Source organism: Mycobacterium gordonae (assembly GCF_001417955.2).
Taxonomy (GTDB): domain Bacteria; phylum Actinomycetota; class Actinomycetes; order Mycobacteriales; family Mycobacteriaceae; genus Mycobacterium; species Mycobacterium gordonae_B.
In genome coordinates this window covers 253,779-268,204 of sequence record NZ_LKTM01000112.1, presented here as the reverse complement: position 1 = coordinate 268,204, position 14,426 = coordinate 253,779, and the positions used below count along the sequence as shown (strand labels likewise).

General features: G+C 68.3%; 12 protein-coding genes. 1 reads left to right on the top strand and 11 read right to left on the bottom strand.

Going from position 1 to position 14,426, the window contains the following annotated elements:
• Positions 1-157: 157 nt before the first annotated feature.
• Positions 158-1,417 carry a cytochrome P450 gene (locus AO501_RS11925; protein ID WP_055577891.1) on the bottom strand — a complete coding sequence of 420 codons (1,260 nt, stop codon included), beginning with the start codon at positions 1,415-1,417 and terminating at the stop codon, positions 158-160.
• Positions 1,418-1,483: 66 nt separating this feature from the next.
• Between AO501_RS11925 and AO501_RS11920 the strand changes: the two genes are divergently transcribed.
• A complete protein-coding gene (locus AO501_RS11920) occupies positions 1,484-2,122 on the top strand; it encodes a TetR/AcrR family transcriptional regulator (RefSeq protein WP_055577890.1) in 639 nt (212 codons plus the stop codon).
• Position 2,123: 1 nt separating this feature from the next.
• Here the strand turns inward: AO501_RS11920 and proB are convergent, their stop codons facing one another.
• From proB to AO501_RS11870, 10 genes are all read right to left on the bottom strand, one after another.
• Entirely contained in the window at positions 2,124-3,224 is a 1,101-nt protein-coding gene (gene proB, locus AO501_RS11915) for a glutamate 5-kinase (RefSeq protein WP_055577889.1), read from the bottom strand.
• Entirely contained in the window at positions 3,224-4,660 is a 1,437-nt protein-coding gene (gene obgE, locus AO501_RS11910; RefSeq protein ID WP_055577888.1) for a GTPase ObgE, read from the bottom strand. Before obgE ends, proB begins: the two co-directional genes overlap by 1 nt.
• Before the next feature lie 53 nt (positions 4,661-4,713).
• Positions 4,714-4,980: a 50S ribosomal protein L27 gene (gene rpmA, locus AO501_RS11905; protein WP_055577887.1), complete on the bottom strand. Its 267-nt coding sequence runs from the start codon at positions 4,978-4,980 to the stop codon at positions 4,714-4,716.
• Positions 4,981-4,995: 15 nt separating this feature from the next.
• Positions 4,996-5,307, bottom strand: a complete 312-nt coding sequence (gene rplU, locus AO501_RS11900; RefSeq protein ID WP_055577886.1) for a 50S ribosomal protein L21 — start codon at positions 5,305-5,307, stop codon at positions 4,996-4,998.
• A gap of 172 nt (positions 5,308-5,479) precedes the next feature.
• Positions 5,480-8,404: an Rne/Rng family ribonuclease gene (locus tag AO501_RS11895; protein ID WP_055577885.1), complete on the bottom strand. Its 2,925-nt coding sequence runs from the start codon at positions 8,402-8,404 to the stop codon at positions 5,480-5,482.
• Between the two features lie 298 nt (positions 8,405-8,702).
• Entirely contained in the window at positions 8,703-9,113 is a 411-nt protein-coding gene (gene ndk / locus AO501_RS11890) for a nucleoside-diphosphate kinase (protein WP_055577884.1), read from the bottom strand.
• 62 nt (positions 9,114-9,175) lie between these two features.
• Positions 9,176-9,553 (bottom strand): DUF4233 domain-containing protein, encoded by a 378-nt coding sequence (locus tag AO501_RS11885; protein ID WP_055577883.1) that lies wholly within the window; start codon positions 9,551-9,553, stop codon positions 9,176-9,178.
• Positions 9,550-10,983: a bifunctional tetrahydrofolate synthase/dihydrofolate synthase gene (gene folC / locus AO501_RS11880; RefSeq protein WP_055577882.1), complete on the bottom strand. Its 1,434-nt coding sequence runs from the start codon at positions 10,981-10,983 to the stop codon at positions 9,550-9,552. The genes AO501_RS11885 and folC overlap by 4 nt, the downstream gene beginning before the upstream one ends.
• Positions 10,980-13,625, bottom strand: coding sequence for a valine--tRNA ligase (locus AO501_RS11875; protein WP_055577881.1), 2,646 nt, complete (start codon positions 13,623-13,625; stop codon positions 10,980-10,982). The genes folC and AO501_RS11875 overlap by 4 nt, the downstream gene beginning before the upstream one ends.
• 70 nt (positions 13,626-13,695) lie before the next feature.
• Positions 13,696-14,349: a LysM peptidoglycan-binding domain-containing protein gene (locus tag AO501_RS11870; protein ID WP_055577880.1), complete on the bottom strand. Its 654-nt coding sequence runs from the start codon at positions 14,347-14,349 to the stop codon at positions 13,696-13,698.
• Between the last annotated feature and the right edge of the window lie 77 nt (positions 14,350-14,426).

Genomic DNA, 14,426 nt, shown 5'->3' with positions numbered 1-14,426 from the left:
GATTCCGGCTTCCTTCGCTGTTGCGAAAAGCTTTTCGGAGGCGCCTGTGCGGATCCTCGTGAGATCCTCAACGTTTTCTAGAAGCGGATTTCTCAAGCGACCGCCGGGCACAGTGCGCCACGAACGTGCGCGACTGTAGTCCTGTCGGCCCGGGCTGTCAGAAAGTGCAGGGCATGCTGCGGATCGCGTGGATGAAATTGCCCGGCACGTAAACCGGTTCGCCCGCGGCGATGTCGGGGAGTTGGCTGAGCAGTTCACCGAAGATGGCGCGCAACTGCGCCCGGGCGACGTGCGCGCCGAGGCAGAAGTGTACGCCTCCGCCACCGAACCCCAGGTGCGGATTGGGGCTGCGGCTCAGGTCGAAACGGCCGGGTTCGTCGAACGCCTCTTCGTCCCGGTTGCCGGACGCGTAGAACATGACCACCTTGTCCCCCGCCTGGATCTGCTGACCGCCCAGCTCGAAATCCGTTGCGGCGGTGCGGCGGAAGGTCATCACCGGAGTCGCCCAGCGAACGAACTCCTCGACCGCTGTACCGATCCGGTCCTCGAAAGCCGCTTGCAGCCAAGCCCTTTCACCCGGAAAGTCGGTCAGCGCCCGCAGGGCATGGCTGGCGGTCTGGCGCGTGGTGTCGTTGCCCGCCACAGCCAGCAGCACAAAGAATGCGGCTACGTCGGCATCGGAGAGCCGGTCGCCGTCGACCTCGGCGTTCACCAGGGCGCTGAACAGATCTTCGCCCGGGTTCTCCCGGCGCTCGGCGGCCAGCTGGCCGGCGACCTGGTGCAGGTACACCTGGTTCTCGAACACCACCTGCAGCGGTTCGCGACCGGCGAGATACTCCGGGTCCGCCCAGGACACCAGCGCATCCGCCGCGTGCGCCACCTGCTGGCGCTCGGACTCCGGAATCCCGACCATGTCCGACAACGTCCGGATCGGCAGTTCCTTGGCGCAGTACTCGACGAAATCGGCGCCACTGCCGGCTTCCCGCAGCTCCTCGACGATGGTCTTGGCGTTGGCCTGGATGGACTGCTCGATACGCCGTACCTGCCTAGGCGTGAACGCCGCGCTGACCAGCTTGCGCAGCTTGGTGTGCCGCGGCGGGTCCATCGCCAGGAAGGACTGCGACGCTTCGAGCAGTTCCTCGGGGATGCTGGCGAACATCACCCCCTTGCCGGACCGGAAGACGTCGTTGTTGCGACTGACCGCGACGATGTCGGCGCGTCGGGTGACCGCCCAGTAACCGGGGTCGCCGGGGTCGTCCATCAGCGTGTCGTTGACCGGGGAATGCCAGCTCACCGGACGCTCGGCGCGCAGCACCGCGAACGAGCGTTCCCGTTCCTGCGCGGTGGTCGCCCAGAACTGTGGCGAGGACAGGTCGATCGCGTCGTAGGTACGGTCGTTCGCGCACGTCGCTGTCATGCACGTGACCCTATGACTAGACACATTGTCTAGTCAATATGTCCCCGGCACCGTTATGCTCTACGAATGCCGTCGGTCACCCGCAAGCCACAGGCGCGCCAGGACCGCCGGCAGCGGCGCGAACACATGGAGAGCCGGCTGCTGGACGCCACGGAACGGCTGATGCGCGACGGCGCCAGCTTCACCGAACTCAGCGTCGATCGCCTGGCCGGTGAGGCCGGCATCTCCCGGGCCAGCTTCTACATCTACTTCGAGGACAAGGGCCACCTGCTGCGCCGCCTGGCGGCCGCGGTGTTCGACGACCTGGCCGCCGCCGGTGACCGGTGGTGGTCGGTGGCCGACCGGCGCGACCCCGAGGACCTCAGGGCGGCGATCGCCGGCATCGTCGCCAGCTATCGCCGCCACCAGCCGGTGCTCACCGCGCTCAGTGAAATGGCCGGTTACGACCCGTCGACCGCACAGACCTACCGCGACCTGCTGACCGCGATATCGCAGCGCGTGCACCGCGTCATCGAGACCGGCCAGGCCGACGGCTCGATCCGGCCCGGGATCCAGGCCGCTGCCACCGCCAGCGCGCTGACTCTGATGGTGGAACGGGCCTGCCAGCTGAATCTGCCGGTGCAACCGCCGGACGACGACGCCACACTTATCGACACTTTGGTCGAAATAGTTTGGGCCGCACTGTATCTCAAGACCGCCCAGTGAGTTACACGGCCACCAGATCGTCGGCGTGCACCGCGGGCCGGCGCATGTCGCCCGGCAGGTCCGAGGTGGAGCGACCCATGATGGTCGCGAGCTCGGCCGCGTCATACGCGACGACACCGCGCGCCACCACGGTGGTGTCCGGTCCGCACAGTTCGATGACGTCGCCGCCGAAGAATTTCCCCGACACCGCGACGATGCCCGCGGGCAGCAAAGAGCGGCGCTGCCCGATGACCGCCCGCACGGCGCCGGCATCCAGTGTCAGCGAACCGGTGGATTCGGCGGCGTAGCGTACCCAGAACCGGCGCGCGGACATCCGCTCGGCGCGCGGCGCGAACACCGTGCCCACCGAGGCGTCGGTGAGCGCGGTCGCGGCGTCGGACGCCGGCGCCAGCAACACCGGCACCCCGGCGTCGGCGGCCAGTAGCGCCGAGGACATTTTCGAGGCCATGCCGCCGGTGCCGAGATGGCTACTCTGGCCCGCGACCACTCCGTCCAGGTCCGCCGGTCCGGACACCTCCGGAATGAATCTGGCGCCCTTGAACTTTCGCGGATCGGCGTCGTATAGGCCATCGATGTCCGACAGCAGCACCAACGCGTCGGCACCTATCAGGTGCGCCACCAACGCCGACAGCCGGTCATTGTCGCCGAAGCGGATCTCGTTGGTGGCCACCGTGTCGTTCTCGTTCACGATCGCCACCGCGCGCAACGCGCGCAGCCGGTCCAGGGTGCGTTGAGCGTTGTTGTGCTGCACCCGCATCGCGATGTCGTGCGCGGTCAACAGCACCTGGCCCACGGTGCGGCCGTACCGGGCGAAAGCGGTGCTCCAGGAGTTCACCAGGGCAACCTGCCCGACGCTGGCCGCGGCCTGCTTTGTCGCCAGATCCTTTGGCTTACGCGCCAATCCGAGCGGCTCCAGTCCGGCGGCGATGGCACCCGAGGACACGATGACGACGTCGGAGCCCGCCTGCATCCGCGTCTCGATCGCATCGGCCAGCTCGGCCAGCCGGCCGGCATCGAACATGCCCGATTCCGTGGTGAGGGCCGTGGTACCCACCTTGACGACGATGCTGCGTGCGGTCCGGATGCTCTCCCGATGCGTCATCAGCTGTCGCGCTCGCGGCGTTGCCGCCGGGCGGCCTTGCGTTCGGCGGCACCCACCCGGTCGGAGCGTTCCAGACGCACGTCGGTACCCCGGCCGGTCAACGGAACCTGGCCTCCCGCAGGGGTTTGCGGCTCCCAATCAAAGGTCATTTCACCGATGGTCACCGCGCAGCCGGGACGGGCGCCCTGTCGCAGCAGCTCGTCCTCCACGCCCAGGCGGGCCAATCGGTCGGCGAGATAACCGACAGCCTCGTCATTGTCGAAGTTCGTCTGTCCCACCCAGCGCTCCGGGCGGGTACCGGTCACCACGAATCCGCCCTCGCCGTCGGGTTCGACCGAGAAACCACTCTCGTCCACGGGGACCGGGCGGATCACCGGACGACGCGGCACCACCGCGGGCCGCGCGGCGTTGTATTCCGAGACCATCTGCCACAGCCCGAAGATCGACGGCTGCAACCCTTCCCGGGTCGCCGTCGACACCAGGAACACCGGCCAGCCGCGCTGGGCGATCTCGTCGCGAACGAACTCGGCGAGCTCGCGGGCCTCGGGCACGTCAATCTTGTTCAGCACTACCGCCCGTGGCCGCTCGGCCAGGTCGCCCAACACGGCGTCGCCCTGCAGGGTGGGAGTGTAGGCCGCGAGTTCGGCTTCCAGCGCGTCGATGTCGGAGATCGGGTCGCGTCCCGGTTCGGCAGTGGCGCAGTCCACCACGTGGACCAGCACCGCGCAGCGCTCGATGTGGCGCAGGAAGTCCAGGCCCAGACCGCGGCCCTCGGAGGCGCCGGGGATCAGTCCGGGGACGTCGGCGACGGTGAAGGAGTGCTCACCGGCCGACACCACGCCGAGGTTGGGCACCAGCGTGGTGAACGGGTAGTCGGCGATCTTGGGCTTGGCCGCCGAGATCACCGACACCAGCGACGACTTTCCGGCCGACGGAAACCCGACCAGGCCCACATCGGCGACCGTCTTGAGTTCGAGGGTGAGGTCGCGTTCCTGTCCCGGCTCCCCGAGCAGCGCGAAGCCGGGGGCCTTGCGGGCGCGGGAAGCCAGGGCGGCGTTCCCCAGACCCCCCCGGCCACCGGCGGCGGCCTCGAACCGGGTGCCGGCGCCGATCAGGTCGGCCAGCATGCGTCCGTTCTCATCGAGCACCACGGTGCCGTCTGGGACCTTGACTTCCAGGTCAGCGCCGGCAGCGCCGTCCCGGTTGTTACCCATCCCCTGCTTGCCGGACGGCGCGGTGACATGCGGGCGGAAATGGAAGTCGAGCAGGGTGTGCACCTGCGGGTCGACGACGAAGACGACGCTGCCGCCGCGGCCGCCGTTACCGCCGTCCGGACCGCCGAGCGGCTTGAACTTCTCGCGGTGGACCGACGCGCAGCCATTGCCGCCGGAACCCGCTCGTGTGTGAATGACCACCCGATCGACGAATCGAGGCATCGGGCTTCCCCTCAATCGGCCACGGACATGCCGCCAGGCACATCCGCCGGCACTCAGTCGGCGGTTTGGCCGGCTGGAACGATGTTGACGGTCTTGCGGCCGCCCTTGACGCCGAACTGGACCGCTCCGGCCGCCTTGGCGAACAGCGTGTCGTCGCCACCGCGACCGACGTCGACGCCGGGGTGGAACTTGGTGCCGCGCTGACGGACCAGGATCTCGCCGGCCTTGACCACCTGACCGCCGAACCGCTTCACGCCGAGCCGCTGAGCGGCCGAATCGCGACCGTTACGTGAGCTGGACGCGCCCTTTTTGTGTGCCATGTCTGCTCGCCCCTACTACTTGATGCCGGTGACCTTGAGGACCGTCAGCTGCTGACGGTGTCCCTGCCGCTTGTGGTAGCCGGTCTTGTTCTTGAACTTGTGGATACGGATCTTCGGGCCCTTGGTGTGCTCGAGCACCTCGCCGGTGACGGCGACCTTGGCCAGCGCCTGAGCATCGGTGGTGACGTTGGCGCCGTCGACGACCAGAGCGACCGGCAGCGAGACGTTCGCGCCCGGCTCCGACTCCAGCTTCTCGACCTTGACCACGTCGCCGACGGCAACCTTGTACTGCTTGCCGCCGGTCTTGACGATTGCGTAGGTCGCCATCGTTGCTCCTGCCTCTTCTCGCGCGCGGGTTAGCCAGGCGCGGGTGGTGGTCTGGGGTGCGGGCTCGGTGCCGGCCCGCTGTCGTCGGTCACAGTTATTGCCTAGAGCCCTGACGACAACTGTCCAAGGGTACGTGACCAGCACCTACAGGGTCAAACCGGCCCCTGGTCCATCAGTCGGCGTGGATAGGGGGACCGGCCGGCCGGCCGGCCGCGCGGCGGCGACGCGACGGAACGGCTGAAACCTCCGAGATCACCACCGGGGGGACCTCGATGGCGGCGTCGGCATCGCTGGCATCGCTGGCATCGCTGGCATCGCTGGCATCGCTGGCATCGCTGGCGTCGCTGTCGTCCAAATCGTCATCGTCGAGTTCGTCGACGTCCTCGTCTTCGTCCTCGTCTTCGTCGTCGAGTTCGTCGACGTCTTCGTCCTCGTCGTCGAGGTCTTCGTCATCGTCGAGTTCGTCGGCGTCGTCGTCTTCGTCCTCGTCAACATCGACGTCCTCATCGACGTCTTCGTCCTCGGCGTCCTCGAATTCGTCGACGTCGGGCGCCACCAGCGCTTCGGTCTGCTCGTCGGCCTCGGCGGTCAGTTCGTCATCGGACTCGAGATCGGACTCGCCGTTCTCATCCTCGTCGCGTGTCGACGCGGCCATCGCCTTGAACATCGGGTGCTCGCCCGGCGCATGCGTCGGCACCTTGGCCACGACGCCGTTCTCGGCCGGCTGTTCGGTCCTGGGCTTCTTCGACCGCCTGCTGCGCCGTCCGCCGGACTCTGTTTTGCGGCCCGTCGCCGGCGCCGAGTCGACCGGGTCGGCGTGCATCACGATGCCGCGGCCGGCGCAATGCGGGCACGACGTCGAGAACGCCTCGATCAGGCCTGTTCCCAGCCGCTTGCGGGTCAGCTGCACCAGTCCCAGCGAGGTCACCTCGGAGACCTGGTGGCGGGTGCGGTCGCGGGCCAGCGCCTCGGTCAGCCGCCGCAGCACCAGGTCGCGGTTGGACTCGAGCACCATGTCGATGAAGTCGATGACCACGATGCCGCCGATGTCGCGCAGCCGCAGTTGCCGCACGATCTCCTCGGCCGCCTCGAGGTTGTTCTTGGTGACCGTCTGTTCCAGGTTGCCGCCCGACCCGGTGAACTTGCCGGTGTTGACGTCGACCACCGTCATGGCTTCGGTCCGGTCGATCACCAGCGTTCCGCCCGACGGCAGCCACACCTTGCGGTCCATCGCCTTGGCCAGTTGCTCGTCGATGCGGTGCACCGCGAACACATCCGGGCCCGGCTGACCCTCGCCACCGGCCGGCTCGTACTTGGTGAGCTTCGAAACCAGATCGGGGGCAACAGAATTCACATATTCGTTGATGGTCTTCCAGGCCTCGTCGCCGGAGACGATCAGTCCGGAGAAGTCCTCGTTGAACAGGTCCCGGATGACCTTGACCAGGACGTCGGGCTCCTCGTAGAGGGCGACCGCGGCACCCGCGGCCTTCTGCTTGACCTCGGCGGCCTTCGCATCGATCTGGTTCCAGCGTTCCTGCAACCGGGTGACGTCGCCGCGGATGTCTTCCTCTTTGACACCTTCGGATGCGGTGCGGATGATCACGCCCGCGTCGGACGGCACCACCTCACGCAGGATCTCCTTGAGGCGCTGGCGCTCGGTGTCGGGCAGCTTGCGGCTGATGCCGGTCGACGACGCGCCGGGCACGTACACCAGGTACCGGCCGGCCAGTGACACCTGCGTGGTCAGCCGGGCGCCCTTGTGCCCGACCGGGTCCTTGCTGACCTGCACGACGACGTAGTCGCCGGGTTTGAGGGCCTGCTCGATCTTGCGGTCGGCTCCACCCAGACCGGCGGCCTCCCAATTGACCTCACCGGCGTAGAGGACGCCGTTGCGACCGCGGCCGATGTCGACGAACGCGGCCTCCATCGACGGCAGCACGTTCTGCACGATGCCCAGGTAGATGTTGCCGACCAGAGACGCAGAGGCTGCAGAAGTCACAAAGTGTTCGACCACGATGCCGTCCTCGAGCACCGCGATCTGGGTGTAGCGGGCCCCGGGGTGCGGCGGTTCGGTGCGCACCCGGTCGCGAACCACCATCACCCGCTCCACGGCCTCGCGCCGCGCCAGGAATTCGGCCTCGGTCAGTACCGGTGGGCGGCGCCGGCCGGCGTCGCGACCGTCCCGGCGGCGCTGGCGTTTGGCCTCCAGGCGCGTAGAGCCGTCGATCCCCTTGATTTCGCCGGGACCGGAGTCGTCGGATCCGGACTTGCCGCCGCTGCGCGGCGCACGCTCGTGCACGACGGTGTTGGGCGGGTCGTCGGGCGACGGGCTGTCGTCGTTGTCGTCGCCCGAGCCGGTCTTGCGGCGCCTGCGCCGACGGCGGCGACGGGTTGCGCCCTCGCCCGAGCCGTTGTCCTCGTCGCCGTTCTCGCTGTCGTCGGAGTCGTCGGAATCCTGCGCGTCGTCGGAATCGTCGCCCGTTTCGCCTGCGGTATCGCCGGGCTGGTTGTCGCCCTCGGCGCCGTTCTGCTCACCACGTCCGCGACCCCGACCCCGCCGTCCGCGGCGCCGGCGCTTGTTGGCGGGACGGTCCGACTGGTCATCGTCCTCGTCACCCGCGGCGCCCTGGCCGTCGGAGTCGTCGCCGTAATCGCTGTCGTCGGCCGCGCTGTCGTCGCCGGTCTCGTCTTCGGTCTCGACCCGCTCGGGCAGCGGCTGGGGAGCGACGAACAACGGCATGTAGTGCGGACGATCGACCACTGTCTCTTGCGTCTCCCGAACCTCGACCGTTTCCAGCATCAACCGGGATTCGGGTTCGGCCGGCGACTCCTCCTCGCCGACGGCGAGCACCTCGGCGCCGGTTTCCGGCGCGTCGGGCTGGGCGGCCAGCAGGTCCCGCACCCGGACCGCGTCCACGTGGTCGACGCTGGAGTGCGCGCTGCGGATGCGGCCGTCGAGCGCGGCCAGCGCGTCCAGCACCCGCCTACTGGTGGTTCCCAGGGTCCGCGCGAGCGAATGCACTCTCAAGCGGTCAGGTAGGTCCTCACGCTCGCTCGGCTCGCTTGTTGAGTCTGAAGTTGGGGCATCTTCTACCACGAATTCTCCTCAAGCCCCCGGGCGCGTCGTCCTAGTCGACGCGGCCACTCGAGGGCTTCGCTATGGGTCCGGGTCACTTCTCCCGGACTTGTGATGGTCTCGCCCCGAGCAGCCCATGGTGAGCTCACTCGGTGCCGTACTGAATGACGGCTCGACATGCTGCGCCGCACCGCGGACTGGCGATGGTCGCACTTGCCAAAGTCTTCATTCGGGTGTCCGGCGCCGGTTCGACGACGTTCACCCGCAGTCAGTATCCCACATCACTTCCAGGGATCACGCTCCCCTTCGAGCGGCCCGGTCAGATGCCGGGGAACCAGAGCTCGATCTCGCGCTGGGCCGATTCGGCGGAGTCGGACCCGTGCACCAGGTTGAACTGGGTTTCCAGCCCGAAGTCGCCCCGGATGGTTCCGGGGGTGGCCTTTTCCACCGGGTCGGTGCCACCGGCGAGCTGGCGGAACGCGGCAATCGCGCGGGTTCCGACCACCACGGCCGCCACGACCGGTCCTGAGGTGATGAACTCCAGCAGCGAACCGAAGAAGGGCTTGCCGTCGTGCTCGGCGTAATGGCGGCGGGCCAGGTCCTCACCGACAGTCCTGAGCTCCAGCGCCGCGATGGTGAGGCCTTTGCGCTCGATGCGGCTGAGTATCTCGCCTATCAACTGGCGCTCGACGCCGTCGGGCTTGATCAATACGAGGGTCCGTTCGGTCACGGCGACAAGAGTAGAGGTCCTACCGCGCGTGCCCAAACCTGGATACCTCCAGCCGGACCGGTTCAGGACGGCGGCGGCGTCCAGCGCTCCTGGCGCCGCCGGACCTCGGCCCGCAGATAGGCGATCAGCCCCCACACCGCGGTGAACAGCACACCCATGGCACCGACGGCCGGGTAGACCAGGAAGCCGGCGACCAGTATCAGCTGTGCGCCGAGGTTGGCCCAGATCGCCCACGGCCGGCGCTGCAACCCGGTCAGCAGGACCAGCAGCACGGCGAATCCGATCAGGTAGCCGAGCGATGCGCCGGTCAGGCCGCCTCCGACGACGCCCACCACCGGTATCGCCAGCAGCACCACGATCACCTCGAGGATCAGCGTCCCCGCCATCACCCCGGCGAAGCTCTTCCACGGGTCGGGCGGCGGCGGCACCTCCGCGGTCATTGCGGGTCACGACCGAACAGCGTCCGGGCGGCACCGGCGGTGACGACCGAGCCGGTGATGACAATGCCTGTGCCGGAGTACATCTCATCCTCCTGATCGGCCGCGTCGACCAGCGCGGTCGCGGCGTCGATGGCGTCGCGCAGGTTGTCGGCAGGGATCACCCGGTCGGGCCCGAACCGTTGCTGCGCCGCCAAGGCCAGTGTTTCGACATCGAGTGCCCGGGGCGACCCGTTGTGGGTGACGACGATGGAATCGAACACCGGTTCCAGCGCGGCGAGGATGCCGTCGACATCCTTGTCGGCCAGCACCGCGACCACCCCCACCAGCGTGCGGAAGTCGAACTCGTCGGCCAGTGTCTGCGCGAGGGCGGCCGCCCCGGCGGGGTTGTGTGCGGCGTCGATGAACACCGTCGGGGCGCTGCGCATGCGCTCCAGCCGTCCGGGGCTGGTGACCGCGGCGAAACCGGCCCGGACCGCGTCCACATCCAGCTGACGCTGCGCACCGGCGCCGAAGAAAGCCTCCACCGCGGCCAGCGCCAGGGCCGCGTTGTGCGCTTGATGTTCCCCGTGCAGGGGCAGGTAGATGTCCGGGTAGACCCCGCCGAGTCCCTGCAACTGCAGCAGTTGCCCGCCGATGGCGACCTGCCGGCCCAGCACGGCGAATTCCGAGTCCTGCCGGGCGACCGCGGCGTCGGCGCGCACGGTCTGGGCGAGCAGCACGTCCATCACCTCGGGAACCTGGCGTCCGATGACCGCGACGGTGTCCGGCGACCCCTCGGGCGCCCGGGTGATGATGCCCGCCTTCTCCTTGGCGATCCCGGCGATGTCCGCGCCCAGATAGTCGACGTGGTCGACGCTGATCGGGGTGATGACGGCCACCGGCGCGTTCAGCACGTTGGTGGCGTCCCAACTGCCACCCATGCCGACCTCGACGACCGCGACGTCGACGGGTGCATCCGCGAACGCCGCGAACGCCATCGCGGTGAGCACCTCGAACTTGCTCATCGCCGGTCCCCCGTCAGCCTGGGACTGCTGGTCGACCATGTGCACGAACGGCTCGATCTCCCGGTAGACGTCCACGTACTGCGCCGGCGTGATCGGCTCGCCGTCTATCGAGATGCGTTCGACGGCCGACTGCAGGTGTGGGCTGGTGGTGCGGCCGGTGCGCTGCTGCAGCGCGGTGATCAGCGCGTCGATCATCCGCGCCACCGACGTCTTGCCGTTGGTGCCGGCGATGTGGATCGACGGGTAGCTCAACTGCGGCGATCCGAGCAGGTCCATCAGCGCGCTGATCCGGGTCAGGCTCGGCTCGATGCGGGTCTCGGGCCAGCGCTGGTCGAGCAGATGTTCGACCTGCAGCAGGGCCGCGATCTCGTCCGGGGTGGGAGCCAGGCGGGTGCTCGACTCCCAGTCCTGGGAATCCGAAGTCATTGGAGGCCCGCCAGTTTGGCGGTGATCCGGTCGGTCTCCTCTTGCGCCACCTGCTGCCGGGCGCGGATCTTGTCGACGACGGCTTCGGGCGCCTTGGCCAGGAAGTCGGCGTTGCCGAGTTTGGCCGCGGTGGACGCCAGTTCCTTCTGCGCCGCGGCCAGATCCTTTTCCAGACGCCGGCGTTCGGCGGCCACGTCGATGGTGCCGGAGGTGTCGAGCTCGACGACGACCGTCGCGGTGCTCAGCCGGACTTCCAGTGATGCCGACGCGCGGAAATCGTCGCCCGGGGCGGTCAGCCACGCCAGCGACGTCACGGCCGGAACCTGGTTGCTCAGATCGGCCTCATCGATACCGGCCAGCCGGGCCGGCACCTTCTGCCGGTCGGCCAGGCCCTGATCGCTGCGGAACCTGCGCACCTCGGTCACCAGTTTCTGCATATCGTTGATCCGCTGTGCGGCAACCGGATCCAGGGTGATGCCGGACGGTTCGGGCCACTCGGCGATCACCAGCGACTCCCGGCCGGTCAGGGCCTGCCAGAGCGCTTCGCTGATGAACGGGATCACCGGATGCAGCAGGCGCAGCAGCGTGTCCAAGCCGGCGGCCAGCACCGCGGTGGTGCCCGAAAGGCCCTGCGCCAGCTGCGTCTTGGCCAATTCGAGATACCAGTCGCAGAATTCGTCCCAGGCGAAGTGGTAGAGCGCCTCGCAGGCCCGGCTGAACTCGTAGCTGTCGAAGGCCGCGTCGACTTCCGCGCGAACCTCTTCCAGCCGGCCCAGCACCCAGCGGTCGGCGTCGGTCAGTTCGTCGGGCAGCGGCGCCAGGGCGGCGCCGTTCATCAGCGCATACCTGGTGGCGTTGAACAGCTTGGTGCCGAAGTTGCGCGACGCCCGCACCGCGTCCTCGCCGATGGCCAGGTCGCCGCCCGGGCTGGCGCCCCGGGCCAGGGTGAACCGCAGCGCGTCGGCACCATATTTGTCCATCCACTCCAGCGGGTCGATGACGTTGCCCTTGGACTTGCTCATCTTGCGGCCGAACTCGTCGCGGATCAGCCCGTGCAGGAACACGTCGGTGAACGGCACCTGTGGGCCGCGGCGACCGTCGAGGGTGATGGCGTCGTCGCCGCCGACGTAAGTGCCGAACATCATCATCCGGGCCACCCAGAAGAACAGGATGTCGTAGCCGGTGACCAGCACGCTTGTCGGATAGAACTTTTCCAGGGCCGCGGTCTTCGAGGGCCAGCCCAGGGTGGAGAACGGCCACAACGCCGAGGAGAACCAGGTGTCCAGCACGTCGCCGTCCTGCTCCCAACCCTCCGGCGGGGTGTCATCGGGACCGACGCACACCATTTCGCCGTCGGGCCCGTACCAGATCGGGATGCGGTGGCCCCACCACAGCTGCCGCGAAATGCACCAGTCGTGCATGTCGTCCACCCACGCGAACCACCGCGGCTCCAGGCTGGAGGGGTGAATCACGGTGTCGCCGTTGCGAACCGCGTCACCGGCGGCCTTGGCCATCGACTCCACCCGGACCCACCACTGCAGGGACAACCGGGGTTCGATCGGCTCACCACTGCGCTCGGAGTGCCCGACGCTGTGCAGGTACGGCCGCTTCTCCTCGACCACGCGACCTTGGGCGGCAAGCGCCTCGCGGACCTTGACGCGGGCCTCGAACCGGTCCATGCCGTCGAATTGCGTTCCGGTGCCGGCGATCCGGCCCTTGGTGTCCATGATCGAGGGCATCGGCAGCTGGTGGCGCATCCCGATCTCGAAGTCGTTGGGATCGTGCGCGGGTGTGACTTTCACCGCGCCGGTGCCGAACTCGGGATCGACGTGCTCGTCTGCGACGACGATCATCTCGCGCTCGACGAACGGGTGCGGCAGGCTGGTCCCGACCAGATGGCGGTAGCGCTCGTCGTCGGGGTGCACCGCGATGGCGGTGTCGCCCAGCATGGTCTCCACCCGGGTGGTCGCGACCACGATGTGGGGTTGCGAGTCGTCGAGCGAGCCGTACCGGAACGACACCAGCTCGCCTTCGACATCCTGATAGTTGACCTCGAGGTCCGATATCGCCGTCTCCAGCACCGGCGACCAGTTGACCAGTCGTTCGGCCTGATAGATCAGGCCTTCGTCGTAGAGGCGCTTGAAGATCGTCCGGACGGCACGCGACAGGCCCTCGTCCATGGTGAATCGGTCACGGCTCCAGTCCACGCCGTCCCCGAGCCGGCGCATCTGGCCGCCGATCGCGCCGCCGGATTCCCGCTTCCAGTCCCAGACCTTCTCGACGAACAGCTCCCGGCCGAAGTCCTCCTTGGTCTTGCCGTCGACCGCCAGCTGCTTTTCCACCACGCTCTGGGTGGCGATGCCGGCGTGATCCATGCCCGGCTGCCACAGCACCTCGTAGCCCTGCATGCGCTTGCGCCGGGTCAGCGCATCCATCATGGTGTGCTCGAGCGCGTGGCCCATGTGCAGGCTGCCGGTGACATTCGGCGGCGGCAGCACGATGGAATACGCGGGCTTGGTGCTCTCGGGGTCCGCGGTGAAGTAGCCGGCATCTACCCACTTCTGGTAGATCGCGCCCTCCATCGCGGCCGGATCCCAGGACTTGGGCAGCTGGTCATCGACAGGGCGGGGGCTGGCGGTCACCGGTCAATTCTAGGAACCGCCGGCCGCGCCCGTGTAAGGGCCTGAACCCGCAGGTGAACGCGGTGGGCGGCTACGGGATGGTCAGAACCTGCCCAGGGTGGATCAGGTCGGGGTTGGGAATCCCGCTGGCGTCGGCGATGACCTGGTACTTGCTGCCGTCACCGTAGAAGCGCTCCGCGATCGCCCACAGGGTGTCGCCGGACTCGACGGTGTAGGTGCGGGCGGCGGGTTCGGGTTCGGGTTCGGCCGGCGCGGCCTCGGCGACCGCCTCCTCGGCCGGCTCAGCCGCCGCGGCCTGCTCGGACGGCTCATCGGATCCCCACCAGCCGGATTCGCCCGAACCCGAGCCGGACTTCTGCGCTTCGGCCACCGGCTCGGGCGGCGGCGGCGCGTCGGTCTCGGTCTTGGTGGACCAGGCCGGGCCGTCGGCCGCGTACAGCACCAGGTTCCGGTCGTCCTGCAGGACCAGCTGCACCTGCTTCTTGCCCTTGGTGTCGCTGTGCCACACCGGCTTGTCGGCGGTGTAGAGCACGAAGTTGCCGTCGGTCTGCACCTCGGCGCGCACCACGTCCTGGCCGTTGGTCGAGGTGGACCAGATCGGGTTGCCCCAGACGGCCAGCACCAGGTTGCCGTCGTCCTGCAGGGTCAGGGTGTAGGCGCCGTTGCTGGACGTCAGCGACTCTCCCTTAACCAGCTTCTGACCTTCGGTGAGCCTGTCTGCCATGATTTTTCCTCTCCATACCTATGCGTTTACGGGACCTGAAAACATCGCGACGCGACCGTGCCGGACGCGCCTGAGCG

Bases quoted from the DNA above. Each gene is read 5' to 3' on its own strand.
- AO501_RS11925 (WP_055577891.1), bottom strand. From the start codon at position 1,417: ATGACAGCGACGTGCGCGAACGACCGTACCTACGACGCGATCGACCTG.
- AO501_RS11920 (WP_055577890.1), top strand. From the start codon at position 1,484: ATGCCGTCGGTCACCCGCAAGCCACAGGCGCGCCAGGACCGCCGGCAG.
- proB (WP_055577889.1), bottom strand. From the start codon at position 3,224: ATGACGCATCGGGAGAGCATCCGGACCGCACGCAGCATCGTCGTCAAG.
- obgE (WP_055577888.1), bottom strand. From the start codon at position 4,660: ATGCCTCGATTCGTCGATCGGGTGGTCATTCACACACGAGCGGGTTCC.
- rpmA (WP_055577887.1), bottom strand. From the start codon at position 4,980: ATGGCACACAAAAAGGGCGCGTCCAGCTCACGTAACGGTCGCGATTCG.
- rplU (WP_055577886.1), bottom strand. From the start codon at position 5,307: ATGGCGACCTACGCAATCGTCAAGACCGGCGGCAAGCAGTACAAGGTT.
- AO501_RS11885 (WP_055577883.1), bottom strand. From the start codon at position 9,553: ATGACCGCGGAGGTGCCGCCGCCGCCCGACCCGTGGAAGAGCTTCGCC.
- folC (WP_055577882.1), bottom strand. From the start codon at position 10,983: ATGACTTCGGATTCCCAGGACTGGGAGTCGAGCACCCGCCTGGCTCCC.
- AO501_RS11870 (WP_055577880.1), bottom strand. From the start codon at position 14,349: ATGGCAGACAGGCTCACCGAAGGTCAGAAGCTGGTTAAGGGAGAGTCG.